Source organism: Corynebacterium otitidis ATCC 51513 (assembly GCF_000296405.1).
GTDB lineage: Bacteria > Actinomycetota > Actinomycetes > Mycobacteriales > Mycobacteriaceae > Corynebacterium > Corynebacterium otitidis.
In genome coordinates this window covers 413,150-429,986 of the sequence record NZ_JH815193.1, presented here as the reverse complement: position 1 = coordinate 429,986, position 16,837 = coordinate 413,150, and the positions used below count along the sequence as shown (strand labels likewise).

10 protein-coding genes are annotated in these 16,837 nt (G+C 72.0%); 6 read left to right on the top strand and 4 right to left on the bottom strand.

Features of this window, described 5'->3' with window-relative positions; genetic code table 11:
• The first annotated feature begins 265 nt into the window (after positions 1-265).
• Together HMPREF9719_RS04760 and HMPREF9719_RS04755 are read left to right on the top strand one after the other, a co-directional pair.
• Positions 266-1,573 carry an MFS transporter gene (locus HMPREF9719_RS04760; protein ID WP_004600841.1) on the top strand — a complete coding sequence of 436 codons (1,308 nt, stop codon included), beginning with the start codon at positions 266-268 and terminating at the stop codon, positions 1,571-1,573.
• Positions 1,574-1,684: 111 nt separating this feature from the next.
• Positions 1,685-3,799 (top strand): DEAD/DEAH box helicase, encoded by a 2,115-nt coding sequence (locus HMPREF9719_RS04755; RefSeq protein WP_004600840.1) that lies wholly within the window; start codon positions 1,685-1,687, stop codon positions 3,797-3,799.
• A gap of 144 nt (positions 3,800-3,943) precedes the next feature.
• Here the strand turns inward: HMPREF9719_RS04755 and HMPREF9719_RS04750 are convergent, their stop codons facing one another.
• From HMPREF9719_RS04750 to putP, 3 genes are all read right to left on the bottom strand, one after another.
• The gene (locus tag HMPREF9719_RS04750; protein ID WP_004600839.1) at positions 3,944-4,441 is read right to left on the bottom strand and encodes a hypothetical protein; all 498 of its coding nucleotides are present in this window, start codon (positions 4,439-4,441) and stop codon (positions 3,944-3,946) included.
• Between the two features lie 78 nt (positions 4,442-4,519).
• Complete coding sequence (locus tag HMPREF9719_RS04745) at positions 4,520-5,176, bottom strand: HNH endonuclease family protein (protein ID WP_004600838.1); 657 nt, start codon at positions 5,174-5,176, stop codon at positions 4,520-4,522.
• A 243-nt stretch (positions 5,177-5,419) separates the two neighbouring features.
• Positions 5,420-7,030: a sodium/proline symporter PutP gene (gene putP / locus HMPREF9719_RS04740; RefSeq protein ID WP_004601852.1), complete on the bottom strand. Its 1,611-nt coding sequence runs from the start codon at positions 7,028-7,030 to the stop codon at positions 5,420-5,422.
• 736 nt (positions 7,031-7,766) lie between these two features.
• On the opposite strand from putP, the gene HMPREF9719_RS04735 reads away from it, so the two are divergent.
• The 4 genes from HMPREF9719_RS04735 (at position 7,767) to HMPREF9719_RS04720 (ending at position 15,674) form a co-directional block, all read left to right on the top strand.
• Positions 7,767-10,880, top strand: coding sequence for a DEAD/DEAH box helicase (locus HMPREF9719_RS04735; protein WP_004600836.1), 3,114 nt, complete (start codon positions 7,767-7,769; stop codon positions 10,878-10,880).
• The gene (locus HMPREF9719_RS04730; RefSeq protein ID WP_004600835.1) at positions 10,880-11,725 is read left to right on the top strand and encodes an SWIM zinc finger family protein; all 846 of its coding nucleotides are present in this window, start codon (positions 10,880-10,882) and stop codon (positions 11,723-11,725) included. Before HMPREF9719_RS04735 ends, HMPREF9719_RS04730 begins: the two co-directional genes overlap by 1 nt.
• A gap of 61 nt (positions 11,726-11,786) precedes the next feature.
• Positions 11,787-12,950, top strand: coding sequence for a metallophosphoesterase family protein (locus HMPREF9719_RS04725; protein WP_004600834.1), 1,164 nt, complete (start codon positions 11,787-11,789; stop codon positions 12,948-12,950).
• A gap of 3 nt (positions 12,951-12,953) precedes the next feature.
• Complete coding sequence (locus HMPREF9719_RS04720) at positions 12,954-15,674, top strand: AAA family ATPase (RefSeq protein ID WP_004600833.1); 2,721 nt, start codon at positions 12,954-12,956, stop codon at positions 15,672-15,674.
• Positions 15,675-15,761: 87 nt separating this feature from the next.
• Here HMPREF9719_RS04720 and HMPREF9719_RS04715 read toward each other — a convergent pair whose 3' ends face one another.
• Positions 15,762-16,655, bottom strand: a complete 894-nt coding sequence (locus HMPREF9719_RS04715; protein WP_004601854.1) for a hypothetical protein — start codon at positions 16,653-16,655, stop codon at positions 15,762-15,764.
• Between the last annotated feature and the right edge of the window lie 182 nt (positions 16,656-16,837).

Here is a 16,837-nt window from a genome sequence, read left to right as displayed (position 1 = left end):
CGGGTGCGCGCGCCGCGCGGCAGGTGGCGCCCGCCGGCTGGCCCGGGCCGGCGGGAGGGGCTGAGGACGGGGCGGTGACGGTCGTTGAGGTTGCGCATGCCCGGCACGCTACGACCCGCCCCGGACGCGGCGGTTCGATCACCCGTTCGAATAGAACGCATGTTCGAATTATAGCTCTTTCGGTGCCGCGGCGCGCCCGCTCTGCCGGGCCCGCGCCCGGAACCGCTCGCGTCCGGCTGGGAGCAGGCCTAGAATTCCATTCGCGATGACTGGAATGCTTCACCACACCCGCCGCCACCGGCGGGATCTCGAGGAGGGGGACGAGCGCCGCGCCGAGGGGCCGGCCGCGGACGACGAGGAGTGTCCCGGCGCGGCGAGGCCGCGCATCCCCACGGAAATCCACATCATGGTCGCCGCGGCGTTCATCATCGCGATGGGCTACGGGCTCATCGCGCCGATCCTGCCGCAGTTCGCCACGAGCTTCGATGTTTCCATCGCGGCCGCGGGCGCGGTCGTCTCGGTGTTCGCGCTGAGCCGGCTGTGCTTCGCGCCAGCCTCGGGGCGGTTGGTTGACGCGCTCGGCCAGCGGCGGGTCTACCTCGCGGGCTTGAGCATCGTCGCCGTCACTACCGGGGCGATCGGCCTGGCCGGCGCCTACTGGCACGTCTTCGCGCTGCGCGCGGCCGCGGGCGTCGGCTCGACGATGTTCACTGTCTCGGCGATGGCGCTCGTCGTGAAGCTCTCCCCGCCGGCGATCCGGGGCCGGTGCCAGGCCGCGTACTCCTCGGCGTTTTTGCTCGGCAACATCGTCGGCCCCGTGGCGGGCGCGGCGCTCTCCGGGCTGGGGATGCGCTGGCCGTTCCTCATCTACGGCGCGGTCGTGGCCCTGTCGGTGGCGGTGGTGTGGTGGGCGATGCCCGCTACCGTCGGCGCCGTCCCGCGCCGCGGCGCCGGGCCGGCCGAGGCCCCGATGACGGTGCGGGAGGCGCTCTCTAACCCCTCGTACCGCGGGGTGCTGGCGAGCGCGTTCGCCCACGGCTGGGCGAACCTCGGGATGCGGGTCGCGCTGCTGCCGCTGTTCGCGGCCGCGATCTTCGAGCACGACGGCGCGATCGCCGGGCTGGCGCTCGCGGCGTTCGCGCTCGGCAACGCCGCGTGCCTGCAGTTCTCCGGGCGGGCCTCCGACCGGTTCGGGCGCAAGCCGCTCATCGTCGCGGGCCTTCTCATCAACGGCGTCTTCACCGTCTTCCTCGGGCTCTCCGACTCGGCGGGCGCGCTTATCGCCTCCTCGGTGCTCGCCGGCTGCGGGGTGGGGCTCTTCAACCCCTCGCACCAGGCGCTCGTCGCCGACGTCATCGGCGAGCGGGAGAGCGGCAGCCGGGTGCTCGCCGCGTTCCAGATGACCCAGGACGCCGGCTCGATCGCGGGCCCGGTCGTCGGCGGGGCGCTCGCCGGGGCCCTCGGGTTCACCTGGGCGTTCGCGATCAGCGGCGTGCTCGTGCTCCTCGCGGCGGTGCAGTGGCTGCCCAGGCCCGACACGCTCCGCCCGCGCCTCGCCCCGGCGGCGGCCTAGCCGGGCTCCCCGAGTGCCGCGGGCCGCAGGTTGCTACCCGCTGTGTCCCGCGGCTCAACCCGCGCCGCAAAATAGGCGGCCGGCCGCGCCATGGAGTAGCGTTGACCGGCGATGACAATAACTGGAAACGCCACCGGCGGCGTGGAAGAGCCGGATGCAGTAGTCAGGTCGGAATCGACGGAGGGCTCGCAGGGTGACGCGGTTGAGGCCGCGAAGGACGCCAGGGATGCGAGCGATTCCGTGACTGCCGGCGAGAACACCACCGCCGCGGACGGGGCCGAGGAGCGGCCCGCCGCCGGGGACGAGAACCAGGACGACAACAAGAACACCGAGAACCCAGAGAACACCGACGCCGCCGAGGCGGCGCAGGGCGACGAGGCCCGCGAGTCCGGCGAGGACGAGGGCCCGGGATTCGAGTCGCTGGGCATCTCCGAGGAGATGCTCGCCGCCGTGAAGAAGGCGGGCTTCACCAAGCCCTCCCCGATCCAGGCGGAGACCATCCCGCTGCTCATGGCCGGCCGCGACGTCGTCGGGCTGGCGCAGACCGGCACGGGCAAGACCGCGGCGTTCGCGCTGCCGGTGCTCTCCAAGGTGGACCTCAAGGCGCGCACCCCGCAGGCGCTCGTGCTCGCGCCCACCCGCGAGCTCGCCGCCCAGGTCGCCGACTCCTTCCAGGAGTTCGCCGGCGACCTCAAGGGGCTCGAGGTGCTGCCGGTCTACGGCGGGCAGTCCTACGGCTTCCAGCTCTCGGGGCTGCGCCGCGGCGCGCAGATCATCGTGGGCACCCCGGGGCGCATCATCGACCACTTGAAGCGAGGCTCGCTGGACATCTCCGAGCTGAAGTACCTCGTCCTCGACGAGGCCGACGAGATGCTCAACATGGGCTTCCAGGAGGACGTAGAGCGCATCCTCGAGGACACCCCGGAGGCCAAGCAGGTCGCCCTGTTCTCCGCGACGATGCCCGCGGGCATCCGCAAGATCTCCCAGCAGTACCTGACCAACCCCGCCGAGGTCACCGTCAAGACCCGGGAGAAGACCAACACCAACATCACCCAGCGGTGGATCTTCGTGCCCCACCGCGACAAGCTCCAGGCGCTGGTGCGGATCCTCGAGGTCACCGACGTCGACGGCATGATCGTCTTCGTGCGCACCAAGTCCGAGACCGAGGAGGTCGCCGACGCGCTGCGTGCCGCGGGCTTCTCCGCGGCGGCCATCAACGGCGACATCGCCCAGGCCCAGCGCGAGCGCACCGTCGAGCAGCTCAAGAGCGGCCGGCTCGACATCCTCGTCGCCACCGACGTCGCCGCCCGCGGGCTCGACGTCGAGCGCATCAGCCACGTCGTCAACTTCGACATCCCCCGGGAGGCGGAGTCCTACGTCCACCGCATCGGCCGCACCGGCCGCGCGGGACGCAGCGGCGAGGCGATCCTCTTCGTCACGCCCAAGGAGAAGCGGATGCTGCGCACCATCGAGCGTGCGACCAAGGCGACGCTCACCGAGGACGAGCTGCCCACCGTCGACGAGGTCAACGAGGCGCGCAAGAAGCGCTTCCGCGAGTCGATCACCAAGCACCTCGACGACAAGCAGGTCGCGCTCTTCCGCGAGCTCGTCACCTCGTATGCCGAGGACAACGACGTCGACCTCGCGGACGTGGCCGCGGCGCTCGCTGCGAAGAACCAGGGCCGTGAGAGCTTCCTCATGACGGATCGGCCGCGCCGCCCCGAGCGGGGGGAGCGCGACAGCCGCCGCGGGCAGGAGCGCGGCGGCAAGAAGTTCGAGGCCGAGCCGGGCAAGAAGATGTATCGCATCCAGGTCGGCAAGCGCCACCAGGTGCGCCCGGGCGCGATCGTCGGGGCGCTCGCCAACGAGGGCGGCATCCAGTCGAAGGACTTAGGCCGCATCTCGATCTTCGGGGACTACTCCCTCGTGGAGCTCCCCGACGACCTCGACCGGGAGTTCTTCTCCAACGTCAAGGACACGAAGGTCGCAGGCAAGTTCCTCAACATCGAGGAGGACACCGGCCGCCCGCCGCGCCGCGGCGGGTTCCACGGCCGCGGCGGCGGGGATCGCCGGCGCGGGGATCGCGGTGACCGGGGTGGCTTCCGCGGCGGTCGCGACCGCCGCGAGCAGGGCTTCGGCCGGGGCGGCGACCGCTCCTTCCGCGGCGGCGGAGACCGCTTCCGCCGCGACGGCGACCGCAGCTTCCGCCGCGACCGCCGCTCCTAGCGGTCTCGCCCCGCGGCCCGCGCCGCGCAGCTAGGCGGATATAGCTCTCCCCCGGCCCCGGGATTCGTCCCGGGGCCGGGGGAGCGGTCTATTTGGGGCCGGCCGGAGCCGCGGTCGCGGGCTGCGGGCCCGGGTGTTTTCTTCTTAGGCGAGCCCGAAGCTGAAGGGCAGGAACATGATGACCGCGAGGATCACCCAGAGCAGCGCGAAGATGCCGCTCGCGGCGGAGAGCTTCTTCGCCGAGGACTCCCAGTCGACGCCCTGAGGGGCGCTGGCGGGGTTGTCGACGGGCTCGCCGTGGATCTCGGCGAGGGCGTCGAGGAGCTTGCCCTGCCGGGGCACGACGTAGAAGAGGATGAGCCCCCACGCGATAACCGCGATGACGATGGAGACGTGGAAGCGCACGTCGCGGAAGAACACGTCGGGCATGGTGAACATCACGAGCACGCCGAGCAGCGGCACGAGCGCGGAGAGCCCGCCGTAGACCCGGGAGATGCGATTGAGCGTCTTCGCCGAGCCGAGGGCCTGGGGATCCTCGCGGGCGGCGAGCGCCTTGCGGGGAAACATCGACAACGCCACCGTCACGGGCCCGAGGAAGAGCACCGCCGCGATGATGTGCAGAGCAACTGCCAAGTCGAACACGAAAACCTCACCGTTTCTTCGTTGGCGTCTATCAGCCCGCTTTCCGGCCGCGCCCAGGCGGGCATGTCAGCGGGGTTCTTATCTGCCACTATGGCACGCACGGCGCAGGACCCGAAGGTCGGCGGCGGGGAGGGGTAGGTCGTAGGTTGCAGACACTGCGGCGACTCGCGTCGCGTACCAGCAGTGCGCCTGCTTATCCGGCGGCATCCACTCCGCGGGCAGGGCGTCGCCCTTGGCGCGGTTCTCCCTAGCCGAGACCGCCACGAGGTTGAGCGGGTCGTTCGCGAAGCGGACGCGGGTCTCGTCGTCCCAGGCGTGGGCGCCTAGGTCCCACGCCGCGGAGAGCGGCACGACGTGGTCGACGTCGAGGTCCCCGACCTCGGTCGTCTCGCCGGAGTAGGGGTCGGGCGCGACAGGCCCGGAGAGCCGGCAGCCGCCCGGCTCGCGGGTAGTACCCGGCCACTGGGTCTCGATGACGTGCTCCCTCGTGGTGCACGGGCCGTGGCGCGCCCAGCCGGCGCCGAAGCGGGCGCGCTCGTAGCCGACGACGGTGGCGCGCTGCGCGATCTCGGGCGCGCCGGCGAGCGCGACCCTGGGCGTGGGCAGCCCCTCCCCGCCGGGCGGGCCGGCGCCGGGGCTCGGGTGCGGAGCGAGCCCGAGGAGCTCGCCGAGGGCGACCGCGACGGTGAGCGCGCCGAGCGCGAGCGCGCCCGCGCGCCGGTAGGAAAGCTCCACGCCGGGATCGGACGAGGCGGCCCCGCCCCGCGGTTCCGAGGTGCGGGTCCGGGGCCGCGAGCACGGCGCGTATTAATGCAGTATCGGCCGGGTGCGCGCGGTGGCGTCCGGGCCGGCGCGGCCGGGGGTGGGGGAAAGAAAAGGGCCCCGCCGCCCGGGTTGGGGCGGCGGGGCCTCGGCGAGTCCCCGATCCTTAGGCGCCGAGATTCTCAGGCCGTGGCGGGGATCAGGCTGGGCGAGCTGTTAGCTCTCGATGGACTCGCGGATCTCCTCGAAGGAGGCCTCCTTGTTCTTCTTGGAGGCCTTGACGAGCTTCTCGGTGTGCTCGAACTCGTCGACGATCTCCTGGCTCGGCTTCGAGGTGAGGATCGTGACGACGTAGGTGACAATCAGCGAGGTGAGGAAGCCGGGCAGCGCCTCGTAGACGTGGTCGGTGAGCACGTCGATGGAGCCCCACACGAAGGAGACCACCGCGCCGACGACCATGCCGGAGATCGCGCCGGGGGCGTTGAGCCGCTTCCAGTACAGCGCGAAGAGCATGAGCGGGCCGAAGGCCGAGCCGAAGCCGGCCCACGCGAAGCCGACGAGGTCGAGGATGGAGTCCTGCGGGTTCCACGCGAAGATCGCCGCGAGCACGGAGACGACGATGACGGCGGTGCGCGACGTCGTGACGAGGAAGCGCTGCGAGGGCGTGGTCTTCGCGATGATGCGGTAGAGGTCCTCGATGAGGGAGGAGGACACGACCAGCAGCTGGGAGCTCATGGTCGACATGATCGCCGCGAGCACCGCGGTGAGCACGAGGCCGGCGATGAGCGGGTGGAAGAGGATCCGGCCCATGTCGAGGAACACGGACTCGAAGTTCTCCTGGTCGGTGACCTGGATGTCGGGGTTCTGCGTGAAGAAGGTGACGCCGATGACCGCGGTGGAGACCGCGCCGAGGACGCAGAGCAGCATCCAGCCGAAGCCGTAGTTGCGGGCCTCGATGGCCTGGCTCGGCTTCTTCAGAGCCATGTAGCGCACGACGATGTGCGGCTGGCCGAAGTAGCCCACACCCCAGCCGAGCTGGCCGAGGATATAGAGGATGCTTAAGACGCTGACCTCGGGGATGAGGTTGAAGTAGTCGGGGTTGCCGATGCCCTCCTGCTCGACGGTCGCGGCCCAGTCGTTCTCGGTCGGGAAGCTGAAGATGTCCGACGGGTTGTCGAGCGCGAGCAGCGCCATGATCGGGACGATGAGCAGGGCGACGAACATGATCGAGCCCTGCACGACGTCGGTGTAGGACACCGCGAGGAAGCCGCCGAAGAAGGTGTAGGCGACGGTGATGACGCCGACGATGATGAGGCCGATGTGGAAGTCGTCGAGCCCGCCGATGTCGAGCGCGCCGCCGAAGGTCGCCTCGTAGTAGCGGCCGCCGGAGACCATGCCGGAGGCGACGTAGATCCCGAAGAAGACGATGATGATGATCGCCGCGAGGATGCGCAGCGCGCGCGAGTTGTCGCGCACGCGGCTCTCGAAGAAGCTCGGCAGGGTCACCGAGTCGCCGGAGACCTCCGAGTAGGCGCGCAGCCTCGGCGCGACGATCGTCCAGGAGACGAAGCTACCGATGAGCAGGCCGATGGGCTGCCACAGCTCGGAGAGCCCCGACATGAAGACGAGGCCGGGCAGGCCGAGCAGCAGCCACCCCGACATGTCGGAGGCTCCCGCGGACAGCGCCGCGGCGAAGGGGTGCAGGCCGCGATCGGCGAGCACGTAGTCGTCGTAGTTCGTGGTTTTCCTGAAACTCCACAGGCCAATCGCGACCATGAGAGCCAGGTAGATGACCATGGCGATCAAAAACCATGTTGTCTCTGACACTGGTTACTCCTCGTTGACTGTTCTGATATTCAGGGCACCGTCAATTAGCCGGACCAGCGCCGCGCCCCGTCATCCGGCGGGGCGATCCCCGGGCGTGAGAAAACCGCCGCGCCAACAGGCGCTGCGGTTTCCTCCCGCCCTGGCGTCGTCGCTGCGTCGCACCTTCCGGGCCGTACCTCAAGCCCCCGGGCTTCAAACCCCACATGCTCGGGCCGCGTCGGCTCTCGCGCGCGGCCCGGCCCGGGCGACGGCGGCGCGGCACCGCCGCTCGAATCCCGAAGACACTCGGCATCCGGCGGCGGCCCCGCGCCGGCTACGCGCCCGGCCGCGCCCGCGGGGGCGCGGGCCGTGGACGCGTCGTCCGGCCCTCGTGGCGTCAGGCGGGTGCCCGCCACAAGACCGCAGTCCACCATAGGGCAAAAGTGACTGCGTTCATCCTCGGGTCCCGCTGGCCGGCCCCGCAGCCGCGGTTTTGGTCCCCGAAGCGCCGACGCAACCCTTCGCTTACCAGTGAATATAACGAAACGATAACAATCTGGCCGCCGACGGCCCGCTCGAACGGGCAGGGGAATAGAAACCCTCCATCCGCGGGGGCTGTCCGAAACCTGGCCGGCGCGCAGCCTCGCTGACGGGAAACGCACAGGAAACGCACAGGCGCGCGGCGGGCCCGGCCGGGGCGCTCCCGGGCGTCGGGACGGTTCGGGGCTTCGCGGGGGCGGTGGTAGAACGGGAGACTATGGCCGAATTCCTCCTGCACGGGCTGTGGGTGCAGCGATCCGGCCTCCATCTGTGGATCGAGGAGGTCGACGGGCACCGTATTGTGTTGCCCGCGAGCGTGCCCGAGGGCACCTTCCCGCCGGCGGTCGCCCGCGCGGTGGCTGAGGTCCCGTTTCGGCACCGGCTGCGCGCCACGCTGCGCACCCCGAAGGGCCGGGAGGTCAGCCCCGTCATCCCCACCGCGGCGTTCGGCCCCGCCGAGGCCTTAAGGCTGCTCTCGGAGTTTTCCTTCCTCGACGGCCCGAGCCCCGCGGCGACCGCAGAGCAGCGCGCCGCCATCGCGCCCGACCTGCTCTGGCTCATCCGGCTCTGTCTCGGGCTCGACCGGCTGGTCGCGGCCGGGCGGGTGGCCATCGCCCTGCGCAACGAGGATGGCTCCTGGTACCCGCAGTGGACGCTCGCGCTCAACCTCGAGGAACGCTCCTGGCTCGTGGAGATGCTCCGCGCCGCGCCCGGGATCCTCAAGGTCAACAACCGCAACCTCGAGCGCGACGCGCCCGAGGTTCTTACCCACTGGCTCGCGGCCGCGCGCCTCGAGCCGCTCGCCGAGCGCTCCCGCGACCGCGAGGAGGACACCGGGCGCGCCTGGCACGACTTCGCGGCAGCACTCCTGCGCTCCGAGCCGGCGCGCAGAGGAGGCGCGGGCCTGGCCGCGAAGCTCGCGGACTGGCGCGAGTCCATCGCCCGCAACGCCGTGCAGCTCGTCGTCATCGTCGAGGAACCCGAGCTCGACGACGAGTCCTCCGACAGCGAGGGCACGTTTTGGCCGGTGCGGCTCCAGGCCCGCTCCGGGCTCGGTAGCCCGAGGCCCATCTGGCCCGAGGAGCTCGACGCCGCGAGCGCCGAGGACCTCGCCGCGGAGCGCTCCCGGGCGATCAAGGTCAGCCGGCTCATCGACTCCGCCGAGCGGGGCCGCGCCCGGCTGCTTAAGCGCGCCCCCGGCCAGGCGGCGCTTTCGAGCTCCGCCGATGCCGGCGAGTGGGACGCCTACCTCGACACCGAGGAGATCGCGAGCTTCGTGCGCGTCGACGCGGAGCGGCTGCGCCGCGCCGGCTTCGGGGTCATGCTCCCCAAGTCCTGGGCGGAGCGGCGCGCGTCCGCGAGGCTCGTCGCCAAGGAAGCCGCGGATAATTCCCCGCAGTCCCACTTCGGGCTCGAGCAGCTCGTCGACTACCGCTGGCGCGTCTCCGTCGGCGACACGGAGCTTAGCGACGAGGAGATGAAGCGCCTCGTCGCCTCGAAGTCGGGGCTCGTCAAGCTGCGCGGCGAGTGGGTCATGGCCGACTCCGACTCGCTGGCCACGGTGCGCGGCTACCTCGACCGGCTCGCCTCGAAGGCCGACCGGGCGGCGAGGCAGCGGCTCTCCGAGCTCGCGCAGCGCGCCCGCAAGGCCTCCGAGGAGGGAGCGCCGGACGCCGAGGCGCTCGCCGCGGAGCTGAAGGAGGCCCGCCGGGCCTACGACGAGGCCCAGGGCGCGGGCGGGGCGGTGAGCCTGAAGGACCTCCGCGAGATCGCCGTCGAGTCCGCCGGCGACGACCCCGTCGAGGTCACCGGCGACTCGTGGTTCGCGCCGCTGCTCAGCGACGGGGGGCTTCCCGAGCCCGAGCGCGTCGCGATCCCCGACACGGTCGACGCCACCCTGCGCGACTACCAGCGCCGCGGCGTCGACTGGCTGTATTGGATGTCGCGCGCCGGGCTCGGCGCGGTGCTCGCCGACGACATGGGGCTCGGCAAGACCCTACAGCTGCTCGCGCTGCTCGAGGTGGAGCGCTCCCGCGGGGAGCTTGACAACCCCGCGCTCGTCATCGCGCCGACCTCGGTGGTGAGCAACTGGGCCGCCGAGGCGCGCCGCTTCACCCCGGAGCTGAAGGTCGCGGTGCACCACGGCGCGAACCGCGCCGGCGCGCAGCGCCTCGGCGAGCAGGCGGCGGACCTCGACCTGCTCATCACCAGCTACGGGGTCGCCAGCCGCGACCGGGAGGCGCTCTCTAAGCTGCGGTTCTCCCACGTCGTGCTCGACGAGGCGCAGCACGTGAAGAACCCGCAGACCCGCGCGGCGAAGGCGGTGCGCGCGATCCCCGCGGACCACCGCATCGCGCTTACTGGCACCCCGATCGAGAATCGGCTCTCCGAGATGCGCTCGATCCTCGACTTCTGCAACCCCGGGGTGCTGGGCTCGGCGCAGTTCTTCCGGCACCACTTCGTCACCGCCATCGAGAAGGAGCACGACGAGGAGATGACCGAGCGGCTGCGCCGGCTTACCGCCCCGTTCATCCTCCGGCGCTTAAAGACCGACCGCTCGATCATCGACGACCTGCCCGACAAGACGGAGCAGACGATCACCGTGCGCCTCACCGAGGAGCAGGCCGCGCTCTATACCTCCTACGTCGAGGACGTCACCGAGCGGATCTCGCAGCGCGAGGGCGTCTCGCGCCGCGGGCTGGTGCTCAGCGCTCTCACCCGCATCAAGCAGATCTGCAACCACCCGGCTCACTTCCTCGGCGACGGCTCGTCCGTCACCGACCGGGGCCGGCACCGCTCGGGCAAGGTCGACAAGCTCATGGAGCTTCTAGAGCAGGCGATCGCCGACGACGAGCGGATGCTCGTCTTCACCCAGTACCGCGCGTTCGGCGACCTGCTTCGGCCGTACCTGAGCAACTGGCTGGGCGAGGACGTGCCCTTCCTCCACGGGGGCATGAGCAAGCAGGCCAGGGACCGGCTCGTCGAGCGCTTCCAGCGAGACGACGGCCCCAGGGTCATGCTGCTCTCCTTAAAGGCGGGCGGCACGGGGCTTAACCTCACGGCGGCCTCGGTGGTGGTGCACCTGGACCGCTGGTGGAACCCCGCGGTCGAGGACCAGGCCACCGACCGGGCATTCCGCATCGGGCAGCGCCGCGACGTGCGGGTCTATAAGCTCATCACGGCGGGCACGCTCGAGGAGTCGATTCAGGAGGTCCTCGACGGCAAGACGGATCTGGCCGGCCAGGTCGTCGGCGCGGGCGAGGGCTGGGTCACCGAGCTCGACCAGCAGGACCTCGAGCGGCTCATGAGCTACAAGGCGCAGGAGGTGTAATGGCAGAGGACGACAACGTCATCTACGCCGACTTCGCCGGCCGCACCGGATCTCGCTCGCGCCGCGGCGGATGCCCCGGCGACGCCGCCGCGCGCGCCGGCCGCGAGCAGCAGGAGGGGCCCGGCGTCACCGTCGAGCCCGGCGACGTGCTTCTTGACCTCGTGTGCAGCGGGGCGGACCCCATGCGGGTGCGCCGCGGCCGGGACTACGCCCGCGAGGGGCGGGTCGAGCCGCAGGGCGCCGAGGGCGGGCGGATTTCCGCGAGCGTGCAGGGCTCCCAGGCAGAGCCCTTCGAGGCGAGCATCGTCATGCCGCACCGCGGCGCCGACGAGCTCGCCCGGGCGCTGCGGCTCCTCGAGGGCGACTACCGCGGCATCCGCCGCGCGCGGCAAGGCCAGGTGCCCGTGCCGGTCGCGGAGGCGCTCTTTGCCCGCAGCCCGCGGCAGGTGCGGATGTCGTGCACCTGCCCGGACGATGCGGTGCCGTGTAAACACCTCGTCGCGGTCGCCACGGCGTACGCCGCGTGGCTGCGCCGCCACCCCGAGGAGGCGTTCAGCTTCCGCGGCGTCGACCTCGCAGACCTGGAGGAGTCGCTGCGCCGCCAGCGCTCCAACGACGAGCGCCCGGAGCTCTCCACGGGCACGCGCTTCTGGGACGGCGGGGCGATGCCCGACCTGCCCGAGCCGGAGACCCGCCCCGCGATCGAGGAGTCCGACCTGGGGCTGCTCCACCAGGCGATGCGCGGGGTGTCCTACTCGGTCATGGCGCAGCTTAGGGCAGTCTCCGACATCGAGGACCTCTACGCCGCGCTCGTCGACCCCGACGAGCGCCCCGGCCGCCGCTAAAAAGGCCCGCCGACGGTGCGTGCCGGGCCCGGGTCCGGGCGCTGTGCTAGGAGTTAGTGCCATGGTGCGAACGAGGTTCATCCACAGCTCCGACCTGCAGCTGGGCATGACGCGCGCGTTCCTCAAGGACGACGGGCAGGTCCGCTTCGCCGACGACAGGCGCTCCGCGATCACCAGGCTCGGCGAGCTCGCCCGAAAGCACGGCGCGGAGTTCATCGTGCTGGCCGGCGACGTGTTCGACAAGCCCTCGGTCGACGACGCGACGTGGCAGCGCGCGGCCGCCGCGCTCGCGGCGCTGCCGGTGCCGACGTTCATCGTGCCCGGCAACCACGACCCCTTAAGCGCCGACTCCCTCTACCGCGACGAGGAGCGCCGCCTGCCCGACCCGGTGCGGGTGCTCGCCGGCTACGAGCCCGTCGCCGTGCCCGGGCTCGACTCCGTCGAGGTCGCCGGCGCGCCCGTGCCCACCAAGGACCCCGGCCGCGACCTCGTCGCCGAGGCGCTCGATCACCTCGGACCCACAGACTCGGTCCGCGTCCTCGTCGGGCACGGGCCCGTCACCGACTTCGGCGACCACGCCGCCGAGCGGATCGACATCGACCGCGCCGAGCGGGCGCTCGACGAGCGCGTCGTCGACTACGTCGCGCTCGGCGACACCCACTCCGCGACCCGGATCGGGGAGACGGGCAAGATCTGGTACTCCGGCGCCCCCGAGGCCACCGACTTCCACCGCGTCGACGCCGGCGCAGCGGAAGGCAAAGGTGAGTCCAACTCCGGCAAGGCCCTCCTCGTCGACGTCGACAAGGAGCCCGGCCGCCCCGCCGACGTCGCGGTCGAGGAGCTCGAGGTCGGCCGCTGGCGCCTCGAGGAGCTCTCCGCGGAGCTCAACTCCGCCGGCGACGTCGAGCGGTTCCTTGAGCGCCTCGACGGCTATCCCCCGGAGCGGGAACGCGTCGTCGTGCGCTACGCGCTCTCTGGTGCCTTAAGCCTCGAGGAGCGGGTCCGCCTCGACGAGGGGCTCGCGCGGCTGGCCCCGCGGTTTAGCAACCTCTACCCCCACGAGCGCTACATGGACCTCCACACCGCCCCCACCGAGGGCGAGATCGACGACCTCCAGATCACCGGGTTCACCCGCGACGCGCTCGACGAGCTCGTCGAGCGCGGCGAGGACGGCGCCGTGCGACTGCTGGTCAGGCTGCTCGCGGCAGAGCGGAAGGAGAGCTAGAAGGTGAAGATCCACCGCTTCGTCATCGAGAACCTCCGCGGCGTGCGCCGCGCGACGCTCGCCGGGCTGCCCGACACCGGGGTCATCGTCGTCAGCGGCGACAACGAGCTCGGCAAGAGCACCGTGCCGCGCGCCCTCGACCTCGTGCTCGGCACGAAGCACAGCTCCAGCGCGAAGGCGCTCAAGGCGGATATCCGCTCCGGCAGCCCCTCGGCCCGCGTCGAGCTCGAGGCGACGCTCGCCGGCACCCGCTTCGTCGTCGATAAGACCTACGGGCAGGGCTCCTCGGCGCGCTTAAAGCTCCTCTCGCCCCAGCCCGAGGAGCTCACCGGGCGGCAAGCCGAGGACCGCCTCGAGCGGCTCGTGCGCGCCGGGCTCGACAGGAGCTTAAGCGACGCGCTCGTCCTCAACCAGGGCCAGCTCGGCCAGGTCATCGCCCCCGGCGGCGCGAGCGGCTCCGTCGAGGAGGCGCTCAGCCGCGCCGGCGCGGGCTCCGCCCCGGCCGACGCCGGGCTCGTCGACGCCGCGCACCGAGAGGCCCTGCGCTACTACACCAGGGCCTCGACCAGGCCCGGGGAGAATCCCAAGCCGGGCAAAGGCGGCCTGCTCGCCGGGCCCATCGCCGAGCGCGACCGCGCCCGCGACGCCCACGCGGAGGCGCAGGAGGCCGAGCGCTCCGTCGCTCGCGACGCCGCCGAGATCGCCCGAGTCGAGAAGAACCTCGCCGAGGCCGCCGAGGCGATCCCCGGCCTCGAGGAGGAGGAGAAGGCCGCCGCCGAGGCCGCGCGGCGCGCAGGGACGCTCACCGAGAAGGCCGAGGCCGCCCGCAAGGACGCCGGCGCCTCCCGAGATCGCGCCCGCGACGCCGCGCGCCGGCTCGCCGAGCGCGAGGCCGCCCACCGCAAGGCCGCCGACCTGGAGAAAAGCATCCAGCACCACGAGGCGGAGCGCGACGCAGCGGGGCGCGACGAGACGTCTGTTGGCGAGAGGCGCGAGGTCCTCGAGACCAGCCGCGGGGAGACGCGAGCCAAACGCGAGGAGCTGACCCGGCGCCGCGCAGAGCTCAAGGACGAGGCCGACGCCCTCGAGGCGAGGGAACGCGCTAGGCAGGCGGCGAGCCGGCTCGCCGAGCTGCGCGGCCTCGCCGAGAAGGTCGCCGCCGCGGAGAGGCGCGCCGATAAGGCCCGCTCGCTCGAGGTCACCACCCCGACCGGGGTGGAGGTGGCGGACGAGGACGTCGATCGGCTGCGCCGCCTGGCCGGAGCCGCGGAGAACGCCGCCGCCCGCGCCGAGGCCGCCACCGGGCGCCTCGAGCTGGAGGCCGATGGAACCGTCACCGTCGTCGTCGACGGCGAGGAGCTCGACATCACCCCTGAGGGAGCCACCGTTCCCCTCGAGGACGGCACGGTCCTCGAGGTCGGCGGGCTGCGCGCCCGCGTCTCCCTCGGCTCCGGGCAGGACGACGGGAGCGGCCTCCGGGATGTCGCGCGGCGCGCCGAGCAGAAGCTCACCGATGAGCTCGAGCGGCTCGGCGCCGGCGGCGTCGAGGAGGCCGCGGGTTTCGCGCGCCGCGCGAAGGAGCGCGACGACGAGGTCGCCAGCGCCGCCGCGGAGCGCCGGACGCTTCTTACCGGCGCGGGGCTCAGGGACGCCGCCGCGCTCGAGGGGCGGCTGCGCGCCCTCGAGGAGCAGGCCACAGGCCCCGGCGGCGACGACACCGAGGACGCCGAGGGCCGCGGCCTCGACGAGGTCCACGCCGAGATCCGGGAGGCCGACGCCGAGGTCAGGAACCTCGACGAGGAGCTGCGCTCCCTCGAGGGACAGCTCGACGACGTGCGCACCCGCGCCGGCGCCGCGCGGGAGCGCCTCGCCACGGCCAAGGCGAACCTCGACTCCGCCCGAGAGCGCCTCAAGGAAACCAAGGAGAACCTCGAGGCCGCGGAGCAGGAGGAGCCGATCGACGAGCTTCGGGAGCGCGCCGCGGGGCTGAAGGGCGAGGCCGAGCGCGCTGAGGCCGCCGCCCGCGACGCCGCCGACGAGGCCGCCGCCGCCCGACCCGAGGAGGCGACCGGCGCGGCGCGGCAGGCGGCCGCGAAGCTCGACCAGGCCCGGAGCGAACAACAGAGCCTCGGGGAGCAGGTATCGGCGCTGCGCGGCCGGCTCAGCGCGCGGCGTGGAGCCGGCGTCGAGCTCTCCGAGCGCGCCGCCGACCTCGAGAGAGTCGAGGAGGAGCTCGCCGCCGTCGAGCGGCGCGCCCACGCGGCGCTCACGCTGTATCGCACGCTCGTCGACCACCGGGAGCGGGTCCGCGCCAGCCACGAGCGGCCCTACCAGGAGATCCTCGACCGCCTCGGCGAGGAGGTTTTCGGCCCCGGCACGAGCTTCACGCTCGGGCCGAGCCTCGAGATCCAGCAGCGCGTCACCAGCGGGGTGGGCGTCCCCGTCGGGGCGCTGTCCGGCGGGGCGAAGGAACAGGTCGACATCATCAGCCGTCTTGCGCTCGCGGCGCTCGTCTCCAGGGAGGAGACTGGGTCTGCGCCGGTGATCATCGACGACGCTTTGGGCAGCAGCGACCGCAGCCGCGTGGAGCGCGTCTGCCAGGTGCTCAGCCGTTTCGCCGACACCGGCCAGATCTTCGTGCTGACCTGTTGGCCGGAACGCTACGCGCAGGTGAGCGACGACGCCCGCCACGACGTGTCCTTCGAGGACGCCCTCGAGGCCTAACCGGCTAGCCCAAGCACAAGAAAGCGCCCGGCGGCCCCTCTCGAATCGAGGGGCCGCCGGGCGCCGGTCGTTGGTGCTAAGGCCGGCCTAGTAGGCGATGGGTTCGCTGTGGCCGGCGGGGAGCTGGCCGCCGACGCCCTGCCGGAAGAGGTGCGCGAAGGCGAGCACGGTGACCGGCAGGAGGAGCATCGTCACCAGCGCCGAGGACAGCACCGAGCCGAGGAACGCCCCTAGGGCGGCGAAGAGGACGGCCACGATGCCGGCGGCGATGCCGACGCCCAGCCCGTAGAGCACGATGAGCGCGAGCAGCCCGACGGTGGGCCAGAACGCCGTCTTGCCGAGCTTGAAGCCCCGGGAGATGGCCTGGCCGAAGGCGGCGCGCCGGTCGGCGGCGAAGAACTGCCAGTAGCAGAAGAACGCCGAGACGGCGAAGTAGGCGAAGAAGAGGGCGAGGAGCACCACGGGCGCCCCGATGATGAGGACGACGCCGCCGCCCGCCCCGAACAGGCCGAGGAGCAGGACGGCGACCACGCCGATCGCGAGGGTCACGACGGCGCTCGCGAGGCCGCTTAGGACCTGCACCCCGAGGGTGGGGCCGTAGTTCGGGCTGGAGAGCGCCTGCCCCCAGCCGAGCTTGGCCTCGTCGACCTGGCGCAGCGCGGCGGTGACGACGAGCGGCGCGACGAGCAGGCTGATGACCACGGTGATGAGGGCGGAGACGCCCGCCTGCGCGGAGAGCTGCTGGAGCTCGGCCTGGGTGAGCCCGGCGGAGATATCCAGGGTGTCGAAGGAGGTGCCCGAGGCGTAGTTGAGCACCCCGGAGAGCGCGCCCGCGACGAGGCCGAAGACTACCCAGATCTTCGCGTTCTTAAAGGTCGTCGTGAAGGCCCAGCCGAAGGCTCGGCCGACGCGGGGCCGGGGCCTGGCGGGCTCGGGGTCGATAGCGCCGTAGCCGGCGGGGTTCTGCGGTGGCATGGTCATGGCTCGATAATCACCAGATCCTTCCCCGGGGCGGTGCCCGAGGCGTAGCTGAGTGGACTGTGTATGTATAGCCAGCCTAACAGCGCTCGCTCAGGCGACGCAGAGCTCGAGGGCGAGCGGGGTGGGGCGGGGCAACCCAGGGGGGCGCGCACGAGAAAGCCGCCACCCGCTGCGGTGCGCGG

Bases quoted from the DNA above. Each gene is read 5' to 3' on its own strand.
- HMPREF9719_RS04760 (WP_004600841.1), top strand. From the start codon at position 266: ATGACTGGAATGCTTCACCACACCCGCCGCCACCGGCGGGATCTCGAG.
- HMPREF9719_RS04755 (WP_004600840.1), top strand. From the start codon at position 1,685: ATGACAATAACTGGAAACGCCACCGGCGGCGTGGAAGAGCCGGATGCA.
- HMPREF9719_RS04735 (WP_004600836.1), top strand. From the start codon at position 7,767: ATGGCCGAATTCCTCCTGCACGGGCTGTGGGTGCAGCGATCCGGCCTC.
- HMPREF9719_RS04730 (WP_004600835.1), top strand. From the start codon at position 10,880: ATGGCAGAGGACGACAACGTCATCTACGCCGACTTCGCCGGCCGCACC.
- HMPREF9719_RS04725 (WP_004600834.1), top strand. From the start codon at position 11,787: ATGGTGCGAACGAGGTTCATCCACAGCTCCGACCTGCAGCTGGGCATG.
- HMPREF9719_RS04715 (WP_004601854.1), bottom strand. From the start codon at position 16,655: ATGACCATGCCACCGCAGAACCCCGCCGGCTACGGCGCTATCGACCCC.